This window comes from Hymenobacter lapidiphilus (assembly GCF_013377885.1).
Lineage (GTDB): Bacteria > Bacteroidota > Bacteroidia > Cytophagales > Hymenobacteraceae > Hymenobacter > Hymenobacter lapidiphilus.
Genome location: NZ_JABKAU010000001.1, coordinates 233,101 through 247,977, shown reverse-complemented (window position 1 = coordinate 247,977; position 14,877 = coordinate 233,101). Strand labels below are relative to the sequence as shown.

13 protein-coding genes, 1 pseudogene and 1 riboswitch are annotated in these 14,877 nt (G+C 62.4%); of the genes and pseudogenes, 4 read left to right on the top strand and 10 right to left on the bottom strand.

The genetic code is table 11. From position 1 onward, the window contains the following. From HW554_RS01150 to HW554_RS01125, 6 genes are all read right to left on the bottom strand, one after another. Positions 1-1,250, bottom strand: a 1,250-nt coding sequence (locus HW554_RS01150) for a sensor histidine kinase (protein ID WP_176906506.1), incomplete at its 3' end; no start/stop codon positions are given. Further along, entirely contained in the window at positions 1,247-1,924 is a 678-nt protein-coding gene (locus tag HW554_RS01145; protein WP_176906505.1) for a response regulator transcription factor, read from the bottom strand. The genes HW554_RS01145 and HW554_RS01150, both read right to left, overlap by 4 nt. Before the next feature lie 81 nt (positions 1,925-2,005). Beyond that, entirely contained in the window at positions 2,006-2,365 is a 360-nt protein-coding gene (locus tag HW554_RS01140) for a CoA-binding protein (RefSeq protein ID WP_176906504.1), read from the bottom strand. A 210-nt stretch (positions 2,366-2,575) separates the two neighbouring features. Next, on the bottom strand, positions 2,576-3,904 hold the full coding sequence (locus HW554_RS20900; protein ID WP_176906503.1) for a TlpA family protein disulfide reductase: 1,329 nt from the start codon (positions 3,902-3,904) through the stop codon (positions 2,576-2,578). 331 nt (positions 3,905-4,235) lie between these two features. Further along, positions 4,236-4,970, bottom strand: coding sequence for an SDR family oxidoreductase (locus HW554_RS01130; protein ID WP_176906502.1), 735 nt, complete (start codon positions 4,968-4,970; stop codon positions 4,236-4,238). Positions 4,971-5,217: 247 nt separating this feature from the next. Then, entirely contained in the window at positions 5,218-6,156 is a 939-nt protein-coding gene (locus tag HW554_RS01125; protein ID WP_176906501.1) for a lipid A deacylase LpxR family protein, read from the bottom strand. A gap of 362 nt (positions 6,157-6,518) precedes the next feature. Here HW554_RS01125 and HW554_RS01120 point away from each other — a divergent pair. After that, a pseudogene (locus HW554_RS01120) lies at positions 6,519-7,028 on the top strand (IS3 family transposase); the annotation flags it as partial. Between the two features lie 61 nt (positions 7,029-7,089). Here the strand turns inward: HW554_RS01120 and HW554_RS01115 are convergent. The 3 genes from HW554_RS01115 to HW554_RS01105 form a co-directional block, all read right to left on the bottom strand. Beyond that, on the bottom strand, positions 7,090-7,557 hold the full coding sequence (locus tag HW554_RS01115; protein WP_176906500.1) for a GNAT family N-acetyltransferase: 468 nt from the start codon (positions 7,555-7,557) through the stop codon (positions 7,090-7,092). Positions 7,558-7,833: 276 nt separating this feature from the next. Continuing rightward, on the bottom strand, positions 7,834-9,423 hold the full coding sequence (locus tag HW554_RS01110; protein WP_176906499.1) for an NAD(P)/FAD-dependent oxidoreductase: 1,590 nt from the start codon (positions 9,421-9,423) through the stop codon (positions 7,834-7,836). Positions 9,424-9,482: 59 nt separating this feature from the next. Then, positions 9,483-9,899 (bottom strand): acyl-CoA thioesterase, encoded by a 417-nt coding sequence (locus HW554_RS01105; protein WP_116941413.1) that lies wholly within the window; start codon positions 9,897-9,899, stop codon positions 9,483-9,485. Between the two features lie 197 nt (positions 9,900-10,096). Continuing rightward, positions 10,097-10,305, bottom strand: a riboswitch (cobalamin riboswitch). 167 nt (positions 10,306-10,472) lie between these two features. Here HW554_RS01105 and HW554_RS01100 point away from each other — a divergent pair. Next, positions 10,473-11,039 (top strand): DUF2911 domain-containing protein, encoded by a 567-nt coding sequence (locus HW554_RS01100; RefSeq protein ID WP_176906498.1) that lies wholly within the window; start codon positions 10,473-10,475, stop codon positions 11,037-11,039. 178 nt (positions 11,040-11,217) lie between these two features. Here the strand turns inward: HW554_RS01100 and HW554_RS01095 are convergent, their stop codons facing one another. After that, positions 11,218-12,204 (bottom strand): tryptophan 2,3-dioxygenase family protein, encoded by a 987-nt coding sequence (locus tag HW554_RS01095; protein ID WP_176906497.1) that lies wholly within the window; start codon positions 12,202-12,204, stop codon positions 11,218-11,220. Positions 12,205-12,471: 267 nt separating this feature from the next. Between HW554_RS01095 and sdaAB the strand changes: the two genes are divergently transcribed. Further along, the gene (gene sdaAB, locus HW554_RS01090; RefSeq protein WP_176906496.1) at positions 12,472-13,152 is read left to right on the top strand and encodes an L-serine ammonia-lyase, iron-sulfur-dependent subunit beta; all 681 of its coding nucleotides are present in this window, start codon (positions 12,472-12,474) and stop codon (positions 13,150-13,152) included. 181 nt (positions 13,153-13,333) lie between these two features. Beyond that, entirely contained in the window at positions 13,334-14,857 is a 1,524-nt protein-coding gene (locus tag HW554_RS01085; RefSeq protein WP_176906495.1) for a TolC family protein, read from the top strand. The last annotated feature ends 20 nt before the right edge of the window (positions 14,858-14,877 follow it).

The following is a 14,877-nucleotide window of genomic DNA, read 5'->3' as shown; positions in this document are numbered from 1 at the left end:
AACACCACTCGTAACGTGTGCAGGGCTTGGTCGGGAGCGTATTCATAGCGGACCTCGAAGCCGTAGAAGGCTGCGATGCTCTGCACAATGGACAGGCCCAGGCCGGGCGAATCGGAGGCGGCATTGTGCTTGCGGAACCGCTCGAAGAACGCCTCCGGATGCTGCCCGGCTGCCAGCGCCGCCCCGGTATTGCTGATAACCAGCTCGGTGGCGCTTAGCTGCACCCGCAACAGGCCGCCTGGCTGGTTGTGCCGGATGGCGTTGTGCAGCAGATTGCTGAGCAGCGAATCGGCCAGGGCCGGATGCAGTAAGAGCACGGGGGCAGCGCTGAGCTGCACGTCGAGCTGCAGCTGCTTCTCCTCCACAAATGCCTCCAGCTGGCTCAGCTTCTCGCGCAGCAGCCCAGCCAATGGCACCGGTTGGGCAACGGCAAACTGCTGGTTCTCGATTTTGCTGAGCAGCGTCAGGGCCTGGTGCAGGCGGGCCAGGCGCTGTACGGCGGCGTAGAGGTCGGCCACCAGCGGACCAGCGGCTGCGGGTAGGTCGGGCAGCTGCAGCAGCTGCTCCAGCTTGGCCTGCATAATGGCCAGCGGGGTGCGGGTTTCGTGGGCCGCGTTTTCGGTGAACTCCTTGAGTATGGCGTAATCGGCCGCTACCCGTTCGCTCAGGTGCGTGAGCGTGTGGTTGAGCTGGGTGAATTCCTCGATGCGCGTGTCGGGCAGCTGTAGTACCTGGTGCTGCTGCACATCGTAGCCCCGCAACTGGTGCAACGTGTGCTCAAACGGCGCCCAGAGGCGGCGCGACAGCCAGCGGTTGAGCAGTACCATGCTTCCCAGCAACGCCCCCAGTACCCCCAGCAGCAGCCACATAACCAGGCGGCGCACGTCCTCGGTTTCCAGCAGCGACTTGCTCAGCGACACCCACTGCGTCTGCCCGTTCAGCGGCAGCCGAAACGTGAGCTGGCGGTAGGGCTCCAGCTCGTTTTCCAGCGGTTCCAGCAGCAGCACGTCGCGCAGTACTTCGGGCTGGGGCGTGGTGCTCAGCTGCATCCGGCCCTCAAAGGGCGTGCCCGGCAGCCGGCCCGTGCGCTGCACTTCCCGCCGCAGGTAGTCGCGCTGCTGAAACAGCCGCTCCTCCACCTCGCCCTGCAACGCCCACAGCACCCCAAAGTACAGCAGCCCGCTCCCAATGCTGAAGAGCAGGCCGGCCAGCAGCCCGTAATAGCGGTTGGTAGCAGTCAGCAGCTTCATTCTGCACTGAATTTGTAGCCCACCCCGTACACCGAGCGGATGTAGTCGGCGGCGCCTTTCTCCTGCAGCTTGCGACGCAGGTTTTTAAGGTGGGTATAAAGAAAGTCGAAGGAGTCGGCTGCGTCGGCGGCATCGCCCCACACGTGCTCGGCAATGGACTCTTTGGTGAGCACCCGGCCCGGGTGCGTGAGCAGGTAGAGCAGCAAATCGTATTCCTTGCGGGTGAGGGCCACCGCCTCGCCATGCACCAGCACTTGGGCCTGGTCGGGAAGCACCGTTAGTTCCTGAAACAGCAGCTGGCGCTGCCCCTGAAACTGCCGCCGCCGGATAATGGCCTTCAGCCGGGCGCTCAACTCGGAAAGGTGAAACGGCTTGGCCAGGTAGTCATCGGCCCCCAACTCCAGGCCCAGCACCTTGTCATCAAGCGCGCCCCGGGCCGAAATTATCAGCACGCCGGCCGGGGAGTGGTCGGCCTTGAGCGTGCGCAGCACGTCCAGCCCGTTGCCGTCGGGTAGGGTTAGGTCCAGCAGCACGCAGTCGTACTGGTAAAGCTTGATTTTTTCGTGGGCCTCCCCGTAGCTCACCGCCACTTCCACCACGTAGCCGTCCTGGCGCAGGTATTCTACCAGCGAGGAGCGTAGGGCCGGCTCGTCTTCTACAATCAGCAGCTTCACGGAAATGCAAGGTTGGAACAGCCGAAAGGTAGCCGGCAATTCTGAAGACATTCTGCCGGCCCTGTTTAGTTACCGCCGAACTCAGTACTGGCCTACGCTCAACATCACCAGCGTGCAAGCTTCTTCGGTTTCGATGCCGCGCTGCTGGGCCAGCTTTTCCAGCTCGGGGTTTTCGGTGCCCGGGTTGAAAATAATGCGCTTCGGATGGAGGTCAAGAATGTAATCGTACCAGCCGGGCTGGTTCTGGGGGCCCACGTAGAGCGTCACCGTGTCCACGCCCTCGGCGGCGGGCCGGTCGTTGCGGATATCGAGGCCGGCCACCTGGCCCTTGCGGATGCCCACCGGCACCACTTCGTGGCCGTGCTGCTTGAGCTGGTGGATGGCCCGGTAGGCGTAGCGGGCGGGGTTGTCGGTGGCACCTAAAACGAGGGTCTTTTTCATGGGAAAATCGTGGAGGATGGGGAATGGCGGAAGTTGGCCGGCTGACTTAGCAGCCGGCTCCTGCCAAATAACTGGCCTATACGCAGGACCGGCCGCAAAGTAGCACTGCGCCGGAACGTTTACCGGTTGTCCAAGCCGGTAAACAACGTGTCCAGTTGCTCGCGCGAAGCCCGGTAGGCCTGGGTCGCGAAGCCAGCGGCAACCGTTGGGCTATTCTTGTAGCGCCTGTTCAAGAGCAGCCACGGTTTCAGCCCCGGCTGCCGGGCGCGGGGCAGGCACCCGTCGGAGCCGGCCATCGCGACCAATGAGTAGATATGTGGGGTATGCCGTGACCTGGTAAGCGCTGGGCACGGTAGAATCGGGGCTCCGTAGTTGCACCTGGCCAAGGCCGGTGAGCTGTTCGGCTGCCAGTACGCGCTGCCATTTGTCTTCCGGGTCATTCACCGCCACGGATATAAACACGACGTCACGGCCCGCGAAACGCCGGACCAGGGCGGTAAGGGCGGGCATTTCCTGCCGGCAAGGAGCGCACCACGTTCCCCAAAAATCGAGATACACCACTTTGCCTATGAAGTCGCGCAACGAGACGGGGCGGCCCTGATGATTGGACAAGGTAAAAGCCGGGGCCAGCTGGCCCTGCTGCAGACGCAGTTGGGCCTGTAGCATCTGCCGCAGATTACGGGCCAAGGTAGAATCTTGGTTCTGGGCCCGAAAGATGGGATAGGCAGCCACGACCGCGGCGACGTTGTCGTTTAACTGGAACGACAACAGTTGGTACATGGCCCAGTCTCGGGCCTGGTGGGCCCCCAGCTCGGCGGTGGCTACAGCGTACAGCCGGCGGGCCTCAGCGGGGTCTGCCGGTAGGGGGCCATCGGGCAGCAAGCGGCCCCCATAGGCGCTCAGAAACCGAAGCACCGGTTCCCGCGTCGCCTGCTCGTTCAATTGTTGGCGAGGCAGTTGCTGCAGAAAATTGTAGTAGGTAGTGGGCAACACCGCTGCCTGCTTAGCGGCGTAGCGGTGGTAGCCAGGATAATCGAGCAAGAGGCGCGCCCATTCCAGATCAATGTCCAAGGCCGCTTGACGCTGAAACGTGGGCGTTAGTGGGTGTGCCGCGGCATAGCTAGCCAGAAATGCCTGCTGCCGTTGGCGAAATGCGTCCGTCAGGCTCCGCATCTGCGCAGGCGTGGTGGTAGGGGTGCGTTGCTGCTCGGGCCCCGGATCGGGATGGGCACCCGCAAATCGCCACAGCATCTGGGCGAGGTAATTGTTCGCGGCTGCTCCGCGCCCCGTGTATTTTAGCGTTTCGTCGAAGCGGGCAAAGTCGAGGGTGAGGCGCAACTGGTCGCCGGGGCTGAGGTATAGGCGGGTGCGCTGGCGGGCGTAGGAGAATGACGCATCCGTGGTGGCCCGGAGCCCGGGCACTACCAGCTTAAAGTCACCGGTAGCACTCAGTAGCGTTTTGATTTGCCGGTTGCCATACCATAGCCGCACGGTATCGCCCGCTGGTGCATGGTCGAGGTGGCCACTAAGGACAGTCACGACGGGCTGGCTCTGTGGTGGTAAGATGAGGGAAGTGGCCAGCGGAGTTTGCCCCGCAGCAAACAGAAGCCAGAAAAATGATGGAAGCATAAAAACAGGTAGGTTACCCCTAAAACTGTCAGGAGGAGTTTACCTGCGCTAGGAAGGGTTGCAACAAGCCTGGGTAAAACCGAAAGCAACTCGCAGGGCCAGCCGCAAAGTGGCATCAGCCGCTGTCTTTCGCCCGCCCCACAAACGCTGCCCGCCTACGTATTCCGAACCCGCTGCCGCCCAATCGCAAAGCTCACGCTGGGGCTGCAAAGCAGGATTCAGAAATACAGTCCCTGGGAATTTACCGCTTATTCAGACCCGCAAACGCCATATCCAGTTGCTCGCGCGAAGCCCGGTAGGCCTGGGCCGCGAAGCCGGTGGCTATTTCCGAGGCGTCGGTGGCCAGCTGGCGCAGCACGTCGTCGGCGTACGTGTCCAGGGGCATGCCGAACGAGTGGTCGGTTTCGCCCAAATTGGTGTGCACGGCCGGCGGAATGATTTCCACCACCGTGATGCCCGAATCGGCCAACTGCCAGCGCAACGACTGCGTGAACGAGTGCATGGCAGCCTTGGTGGCGCTGTAAATCGGCACCGAAGCCAGCGGCACGAAACCCAGTCCCGACGACACGTTGAGAATCGCGGGCGCAGTCTGCCCCGCCAAGTGCCCGGCAAACAGCTGGCACAAATGCACGGGCGCTTCAAAGTTGATGGCAATTTCGGCGGCGCGCACGGCCCAGTCGGTGGGCGCGGTGTGCAGGTCCACGAGCCGCTGAATGCCAGCATTGTTGACCAGCACGTTCAGGGCGGGGCACTCGGCGGTGGCCCACTCAAATAGCCGGACCCGTTCCTCGGCCCGCGCCACGTCGCAGACCAGCGTGCGCAGGCCCGGTAGTCGCTCAGCGGCGGCGCGCAACTTGGCCTCGTCGCGGCCGCAGATAAGCAGCGTGTTGCCCGCCGCGTGCAGCCGCTTGGCGAGGGCCAGGCCAATGCCGCCGCTGCCGCCGGTAATCAGAACGGTATTGTTGGTGAGATTCATGAGGGGTATGAGGGCGGAATGGTGATTTAGAGGATGTTTGATGCCTCATGATGCCTTTTGAACGGTAGTCAAAAGGGCGCGAATGACAATTTTTAACGTTTTACAGAAGACCGTTTGTAAAGTGTTATAGAGGCTACGCGGTCTATTTGAATCACCGATTCGCTAAATGCTGCCTCGGCCGCTGCTGTACATAGTGAAGCACCCTTGGTCCGAATGAAGAGCCTATACCGCGACTGGGTTAGCCCATTTAGAAAGCGAACCGTATCCCCAGCATCGTCCACCGATGCCAGCGGGCCCCGCTGAATTCCGGCGAAATGCCCGTAAGCGAACCTTCCAGGCGAAAGCCGGCGTAGCCCAGCCCCAGCGTAGCCGTGCTGCGGGCCACAGTCCGCCGGACGGCCGCGGCGGAAAGCACGTACGGGTTGTTACGGTTGAACAACCCGCCCTGCAGCGTGGCGTTGTAGCCCACCACCCGGCCTTCTACCTGCGCCTCCCCGTAGGCCTGCACCTGGCGCTGCCCACCCCGGTTGGTCCGGTTAGCCACGCCCAGCGTCGCCAAAGCGGGCTGCAGCAGCCCCAGCCGCAGCATTGCGCCCACACCGGCATAGGTCTGCAGGGTACCCAGCGAGGCACTAGCCGCACCGTTCACCTCCAGGCCGCGGCCAACGGCCAGCAACTGCTTTTCCAGCCGGGCTTCGTAGCCCAGCACCACGTCGGTCTGCACCTGATAGTCCCACCCGCGCGGCGTGGGGGCACCCAGCAGCGCATGAATCTTGGTTTGAAAGCCTTTGGCCCCGGCCGCCGGCCCCAGAATGCCCACATTCAAGGCCGTGGTTACGCGCAGGCGCCGGGTGGGGTGGCTGGCCACGCGCAGCAGGTCAGCGTAAATGTAGGAAGCGTAGGGTCGGTCGCCGACCCGAATAAAGGGGTCCTGAATGCGCAGGGGCGTGAAGCCATCGTAGTGTAATTGGATGCCGTGGTGCAGGATACTGCCCGCCGGTATCGGTCCGAGAATACGGTTAACCAGCGAATGCTGCAGCGCGGGGCTCACCAGTAGCAGTGTCATGCCCTGCGTGAAGTAGTAATCCGTGCGCAGAAAGGCATCGTTGGCAAAGGTGTAGGCAATCAGGTGGTCACTGCTCACCCGGGTGCTGTCCGATTGAGCGTGAACAAGGAGAGGTAACAACCCTAGAAATAAGACAATTGTAAACTGAAAGCGCATGAACAGAAACAGTAAAGACATTCCACCTACGCAGTTACTTCCGTAAGTGGGTTGCCGCCAGGGCTGTTTCAGCCTTTTCCGGTGTTGCGTAAATTGGGCGGGCACCATCTGGCCGAGCCACTTACGACATGCTCTGAGGTGGTCGGGTAAATGTGGACAGAATAGGGTCTTATCTTTCGAAAGTCATGAAAGACAGCCCCCATGCGCCGCCGGGGCCTGCACGCGCTGCAACCCAAGGCCTTTACCCCGCGCACGACCGACTCGACGCACGGCCTGCGCTGCGCCCCGAACCGGCTTCTGAACCAGCCTAAACCCAGGGCAACCGGGTTTGGGTCAGCGACATCACCTGCCTGCCGCTGGCAAACGGCGAGTGGGCCTATCTGTGCGCCTTTCAAGATATGGCCAGCAAGCAAGTAGTTGGCTGGCAGGTCGGGGCTACCATGCCCGAGCAACTGGTGACCAGCGCCTTGCGGCGGGCTTTTTGGTCCCAGCCGCTCACGCCGGGCCTGCTCGTGCACTCCGACCGGGGTGGACAGTACTGCGCCAATGCGTACCGACAGCTGCTGCACGACCACCAGGCGCTGCGCTCACAGAGCCGCCGCGGCGACTGCTACGATAATGCGCAGGCCGAAAGCCTCTGGTCACGCCTCAAAACCGAAATATTCGAAGTCCGCGAGCGGCCCGTTTTTGACAACCTGGCCGATGCCCAGGGCAGCGTCGCCGATTATTTTGACTATTACAATCACGAACGGCTGCACTCCAGCATCGATTACCAAACCCCGTATCAAACTCACCGACAACTCCTTCAACTTAACGCCCTAAACTATCCAGCATAACTAGACCACCTCAGTTCAGCGGAAGGGCCGTTTTTAAACTGGTTACAATAGTGACGTCAAACTATGCCGACCCGTCCGCGTTCTTGCGCATGCATACGCTGTTGTACATACCCACGTATGGGCCGAAATTGGGAATGCGCCGGTAGCCGCTGCTTTCATAGAGCCGGATGGCCTCGGGCTGCTTTTGGCCGGTTTCGAGCACGTAGCCCGCATAGCCCAGCTCGTTGGCCCACTGCTCCAGTTCCGTCAGCACTGCCCGCGCCGCACCCAAACCACGAAACGCCGGTTCTACGAACACGCGTTTGATTTCTGCCAAATCAGGGGCAAATCCCTTAAAGGCGCCACACGCTATCGGCCTATCGCGCTGGTAGGCCACCACGGCGTGGCGCAGGTGGGCCATGGCAGCCTGGTTAAGTTGGGCGTAGATGAGGTGTTCGGCGCCGTCACGTTCGGCCAGGTCCGCATCCAGCAGCCGGACCAGCCGCAGGAAATCGGGGTTGTCAGAGTCGGTACGGAGTAGACGAAGCATCAGCAAGAGGGCGTATGTATGGTATAGCGAACTTACGCAGAAGGGATGTAGATAGAGAAGCTGTTTAGGAAGTACCCGGAATCAATTAGAACGTCATGCGTCATCTGGCGTCCGCGCAGCCGAAGCATCTCTACCGCTTCGCTGAATGACTGTAACGAAACGGTAGAGATGCTTCGGCTGCGCGGACGTCAGATGAAGCATGACGTCCTTTTGACTTTCTAAACAGCTTCAGAATAAAGCGGCTTGCAAGAGAATAACCCGCAAGCCGCGGGGCTACTACGTCCCCACAACGGCCCGCACGGCCTCGGCGCACCGCTCGCCGTCCATGGCGGCCGACACGATGCCGCCGGCGTAGCCCGCGCCTTCGCCGCACGGAAACAGGCCGCGCAGCACCGGGTGCTCCAGGGTGTCCCGGTCGCGGGGGATGCGCACCGGCGAAGAGGTGCGGCTTTCCACGCCCACAATCTGGGCCACGTTGGTGGCGTAGCCGGGTATTTTGCGGCCGAAGTTGGCAAAGCCCTGGCGCAGCCGCTCGGCCAGCGTCGCGCCCAGCACCTCGTCCATGGCCACCGACACGAGGCCGGGCTGGTAGCTGGTTTCCAGCAGCTGGGCCGAGGTTTTCTTCTTCAGGAAGTCGCCCAGCAGTTGGGCCGGGGCCTTTTGGGAGTTGCCGGCCAGCTGGCAGGCGCGCTGCTCGATTTGCTGCTGCAGGTGCAGGCCGGCCAGCGGGCCGTGCTGGCGCAGGTCCATGTCGCGCAGCTCCACGGCAGCCACGATGCCGGAGTTGGCGAAGCGCGAGTCGCGGCGGCTGGGGCTCATGCCGTTGACCACTACCTCGCCGGGGGCCGTGGCGGCCGGCACAATAAAGCCGCCCGGGCACATACAGAACGAGAACACGCCCCGCTGCTCGTTATCGACCTGGGTTTGATGCACCAGTGCATACGAGGCGGCCGGCAGCGGGCCACGGTCGGGGCGGCGGTACTGGGCCTGGTCGATGAGCTGCTGGGGGTGCTCGACACGCACGCCCAGCGCAAACGGCTTGGCCTCGATGAGCACGCCCCGGCGGTGGAGCAGCTCATAAATGTCGCGGGCCGAGTGGCCGGTGGCCAGAATTACGGCGTCGGCCGTCAGCTCCTCGCCGGTGGCCGTTACCACACCGCGCAGGCGGTTTTCGGTGATGAGCAAATCGTCCACCCGCGTTTCAAATAGCACCTGCCCGCCGGCTTCCCGCACCGAGTCGCGCAGGGCGGCCACCACGGCTGGCAGCTTGTTGGTGCCGATGTGGGGGTGGGCATCGACCAGAATATCGGAGGTGGCGCCGTGCTGCACCAGCAGCCGTAGGATGCGCTGCACGTCGCCGCGCTTGGTGGCGCGGGTGTACAGCTTGCCATCCGAATACGTGCCGGCCCCGCCCTCGCCAAAGCAGTAGTTGGAATCGGGGTTTACCACATGCTCCTTGTTGATGGCGGCCAGGTCGCGGCGGCGGGTGCGCACGTCTTTGCCGCGCTCCACCACAATCGGCCGGATGCCCAGCTCAATGGCCCGCAGCGCCGCGAACAGCCCGGCCGGTCCGGCGCCCACGATCAGCACCGTGCGCTGGGCCTGGCTCACATTGGGGTAGCTGAACCAGGGCCCGAACAGCTCGGCGGGCGGCGGCTGGCGGTAAATGTCGGCCCGCAGGCGCACCAGTGGCTGGCGGCCCCGGGCATCGACCGAGCGTTTGCGCAGGTGCACGAAATCGGCTTGGCCGGGCTTCAGGCCGGCGGCGGCCAACAGGGCTTCGTAGCGGGCCAGTTCGTCGTAAGCCTGTTCGGGGGGGAGTAGCAGCTCAATTTCTTGAGCGGCGGAAGGAAGGGTAGTGGGCATAAGGCGGGGGAAAGGGAGTTATCCTTTTACGCCCGCAAAGATACGCGCCCGCGGCCGGCCTACGCTACCGGCTCCGGCTGCAATTCAGGCGGCAGAATGACCACCGGACGCTTGTCCTCATCAATGGCCACGAAGGTAAATAGCCCCGACACGGCCCGGTGGCGGTCTTCGGAGTACATCTGCTCCACAAATAATTCCACCCGCACCTTGAGGCTGGTGCGGCCCACGTGCTCGACGCGGCCAATGAGCTCGACCAGCGTGCCGCCGGGAATGGGGTGGGTGAAATCGACTTTATCGGAGGAAACCGTCACCATTTTCAGGCGCGAAAAGCGGGTGGCCGTGATGAAGGCCACCTCGTCCATCATGTGCAGCGTGGTGCCCCCGAACAGGGTGTCGTAGTGGTTGGTGGTGTTGGGGAAAACAGCTTTGAAGATGCGGGTTTCGGCGCGGCTGATTTTTTCGGCTAGCGTGAGCATAAGCAGGAAAGGGGGAGAAAGGGTGACGGAAAAAGTCCTACCCGGTCTGTTTTTTGGCGCACTCATGCTACCCGGTTTCCCTGCTGGCTACTGCGCGCCCGGCCACGCCGGAGCCGGCGGCTGCCCGGCAGCCGGTTTTAAATGGGCCGCTGGCCCGCCGCAGTATTCAACAAGGCACCCAGGTCGCGGGGTTGCCTCATCATCCTAAGCGGCGGGCAGGTCTCCTGACTCGGGCCTGCCTCCCCGCCCTTCTCACCGGCCGAAGCAGGCAATGGGCAACGTGGGGGAGGCGGCGGCAGCGCCGAAGCGGCCGGCCCTAACAGTAGCGCGTCTGTCCGGGAGTTGCACCCGGTTCCCTTTTAAGGCCCCGCCCGAAAGCGCGGCCACCAGCCACTCATCTGACCTGAAAAACAGACAGAGAATAGGCGAAGGTAGGCGGAAATCTGCTGGCTGATACCGGCCGAAAGTTGCGCCCGAGCAACCTATCGTTAAACTTAGGGTATACTTATTGCTGCAAAGAATACCGCCGGCCGCTGATGCCGGCAATTTCCTGCTTCACCCCACCGCTCTCCTATGCCCGCCATCTATACGCCTTCCGGGCGAATTTTTCTGGCTCCTTTGCTGCTCCCGCTGCTGGGACTCGCTCTTAGTCTTACTTCCTGCTCGGAACCGGACTCGCCGGCCACGGCCGAGAAAACGGCCCGGCCCAGCCCCGCCGCCACCGTATCGGCCACCGTAGCCAGCGGAGCCACGTTCAGTATCCGCTATAGCCGCCCCTCGGCCCATGAGCGCAAGGTAATGGGCGGGCTGGTGCCCTACGGCCAGGTATGGCGCACGGGCGCCAACGAGGCCACTACCTTCACCGTCGATAAGCCCGTGCGGGTGCAGGGCCGCCCGCTGCCGGCCGGCAAGTACGCCCTGTTCACCATTCCGCAGGAAAAGGAGTGGACCATCGTCTTCAACAGCCAGCCCAACCAGTGGGGGGCCTACGAGTACAACGCCAGCCGCGACACGCTGCGCGTGCCGGCCCCGGTTTCCATGCTCAGCCAGCGCCTCGAACAATTCACTATTACGGCCGATAAATCAGGCGAAGTGACCTTGGGCTGGGAAAACACCCGCGCCACCTTTAAGGTAGAGTAGCAGTTAGAGAAGCTGAAACTAACGCCGCTTAGTGCGTTAAAACAACGTCATGCTGAGCTTGTCGAAGCATCTCTACCGCTTCATAGCAGTCGTTCGACGAAACGGTAGAGATGCTTCGGCTTCGCTCAGCATGACGTTGTTTTAACGTACTAAACGGCGTTAGTTTTAGCATCAATCACTACTTGCCGCCCAGTACGCTTTCCACCCAGCCCTTGCCCCAGTCGGCCAGTTCGGTTTCGGTCCAGAGTTGGGGGTAGAAGATGCGGCGCTGGAACTTGGGAGGCAGGTACTTCTGCCAGTTGGTGCCGCCGGTAGCCGCAATAGCATCGGGGTTGCGCTCCAGGTAGCGCACGGCCGATTTGTAGTGCATCAGCGGCCAGTTCACGTTTACGTTCACATCGAGTTGGCGCAGCTGGTGCAGCAGGCGCGGGTGCTGCTGGCCCTCGGGGCCGGTGGGCAGGCGCTGCACCACGGCCCAGAGGTTGCGCTGGGTATACTGGCGGGCAAAGTCGTTGAGCTGGCCGGTGTACTTCTTCTCAAACTCGGTAAGGGTAAGCGCCTTGGCGCCGGTTTCTACCACCGTAGCGCCCGATTTCCAGTAGATGCAGCCCAGCAGTTCGTCGTGGGCGGCGGCCTCGCCCAGCAGGCGGCGCTGCTCCTCGGGCACGAGGTTGCTCAGGGCCGTACTGGCCAGCTCAATCATGCGGTACTGTGCGCTCTGGAAGCCTGAGGCCGGCATAAGGGCCAGCCGGAACTCCAGAAACTGCTGCTTTTCCATGCCGTCCACCATTACATCGAACGAGTCGATCAGGTTCTCGAAGTAGCGGTTGACGCGGCCCACGCGCAGCACCACTTCCTTCACGGTAGGCGCGGCCAGGTCGCCGAGCTGCTCGTACTCGCAGAGGCAGAGCTTGAAATACAGCTCCGTAATCTGGTGGTACATGATGAAAATCCGCTCATCAGGTATTTCGGTGCGCGGGCGCTGCAGGCTCAGCAGCGTTTCGAGCTGGATGTAGTCCCAGTAGCCGAGGTAGCGGGTGTGGTAGTAGCCTTCGAGGTAAGCGGCCAGGTCCTGGTCATCAGCATCGAAGCGCTGCTTAAGGCGCTGCAGCTGCTCCAGCACGGCGGGCGAGAAGTCGGTGGGAGTGGGGGCGGGAGTTTCCATAGGCAGGCGCAAAGGTAGGAATTCGGGGCAGGCAGGAGGAAGTAGGCAGCAGGCAAGGGGCCAGAACGTATCATGCTGAGTGAAGGCGAAACCGCAGTCGAAGCATCTCTACCGCAATGCTAGACTCAGGAGTATGGAGTTACTTGTTGCGGTAGAGATGCTTCGACTGCGGCTTCGACTGCGGCTCAGCATGACAGTTTGTTTGGCTGCCACGCCTTCTTTTATCCCTTTCTCCTCTCCCTTCCCCCAAAAACCTACCTTTACCCCATGGCAGAGAAATCGAGCATTTTTGATATGATTGGGCCGGTGATGATCGGGCCCAGCTCTTCGCATACGGCCGGCGTGGTGCGCATTGCGCGGGCCGCCATCCGCATTCTGGGCAGCAGCCCCACGCATGCCGTCATCACGTTCTACAACTCGTTTGCCCGCACCTACGAGGGCCACGGCTCCGACCGCGCCATTGTGGCCGGGCTGCTGGGCATGAACACCGACGACGTGCGCATCCGCGAGGCCTTCGACCATGCCGAGGCGGCCGGCCTCAGCTACACGTTTCAGGGCGTGGGCAACGCCTCTACCATGCACCCCAATACTATAAGGCTGCAGCTGCGCGACGAGCGCACCGGCGGCGCCGTGGAGGTAGTGGGCCAGAGCCGGGGCGGCGGCGTTATCCGCATCGTGGAGGTCGACGGCTTCCCGGCCGACTTTTCGGGCTCGTTGCACACGCTCATCATTGATGCCGACGACGAGGTAGGCTCCATTGCCTTCATTGCCTCGGTCATCTCGCGCGACGACTGCAACATTGCCACCATGTCGGTTTCGCGGCGGGGCAGGCACGAAGCGGCCCGCCAGTTCATCGAAATGGACTCCGACCTGCGCCCCAGCACCCTCGACTACCTGCGCCAGCTGCGCTGGGTACACCGCGTAATTGATATTCAGGCCCTCGATTAGCATTTGAGCTGCAAGCTGCAAGCTGATATTGAACGTCAGCTTGCGGCTTGCAGCTTGTAGCTTGCCGCCAAAAATGGGGTGTTGGTTGATTGTTTGGCCAGTATAGCGGGCAATCAATATCTTTGACCCAACGGCTTCGGGCCGCGCCATTCGCCTCCTTCCTTCTATTTTGTTTGTACTTATGAAGCGTTACTACTGGTTGCTGCTGAGTGCCGTCGCTGTGGCCCCGCTGGCGGCCCAGGCCCAGACTACGCCGGTGCAGCCGCCCGCCGGGGCGCTGCAAGCCGCCGCGCCCACCGGGGCCTGGAGCCTGCCGGCCGCCGTGGAGTATGCCCTGACCCATAACCTGAATGTGCGCCAGAGCCAGCTGCAGGCCCAGAACATCGACGTGGCCCTGCTACAGAGCCGCGCCGCTATGCTGCCCTCGGCCAACCTCAACGGCAGCCAGGCCTGGAACTACGGTACGACCATCAACCCGCTGACCAACGTTTTCCAGAGCCAGACCACGCGCAACAACAATTTCTCGGCCGTATCGCAGATAACGCTCTTCTCGGGCTTCCAGCTGCGCAACGCCGTCCGCCGCAATACGCTCGATTACCAGGCCGCCCTCAGCGACGTGGAGCAGGCCCGCAACGACTTGTCGCTCAACGTAGCTTCGGCTTACCTGCAGATGCTGCTGGCTCAGGAACTGGTGCGCACCAACGAGGTGCGTGCGGCCAGTACCCAGCTGCAGGTCGAGCAGAGCCAGAAGCTGCTGAAGGCCGGCGCGGTGGCCGAAAGCAACGTGCTCGACAGCCGCGCTCAGCTTTCCACCGACCAGCTCAACGTCATCACGGCCCAGAACCAACTGGCCATTGCCAAAATTCAGCTGGCCCAGCTGCTTAATCTGGATGAAGCCGCCAGCCAGGCGCTCACCATTGAGACGCCCGAGCTGGCCGACCCCACCGAGGGCGCATTAGCCGATGTGGCTCCGGCCGAGGTGTTTGGTACTGCCCAGGCCCGCCAGCCCGAAATAAAGGCCGCCGACCTGCGCGTGCAAAGCAGCATGCGCAGCCTCGATCTGGCCCGTGGGGCTTACTACCCGCGCCTGACCTTTGGCGCCAGCATCTTTACCGGCTACTCCTCGCTCTACACGCTGCCCACCACCAGCGTCGATTCGGCCCAGGCGTTTTTCCCCATCTTTCAGCTCGACCCCAACACCGGCCGGCCGTCGACTACGGTGGCCCCGTTCGTTGCCGTAACCCCCTTCCAGCCAGTGTTTCGGCGCAGCTCCGAAAACGTATCGTACTTCACCCAGCTCGATAACAACCTGGGTAAGTCGCTGCAGTTTAACCTGCAGATTCCGATTCTTAACGGCCTGCAGACCCGCACCAGCGTGCAGCGGGCCAAAATAAACCAGCAGCTGGCCGAGGTGCGCGCCGAGCAGGCCCGGCTGGTGCTGCGCCAGACCATTGAGCAGGCTTTCGCCGATGCGCTGGCTGCCCAGCGCCAGTTCCTGGCTTCCAGCCGGCAGGTAGAAGCCCTCACGCTGGCCTACCGCAACGCCGAAATCCGCTTTAACAACGGCCTGCTCAACGGCACCGAGTTCAACATTGCCAAAAACAACCTCACGGCCGCCGAGTCGAGCATGATTCAGGCCAAGTACAGCTTTGTATTCCGCCGCAAAGTCCTCGATTTCTATCAGGGCCGGCCAATTTCACTATAAGCGGCAGGTTGTGGGGTTAG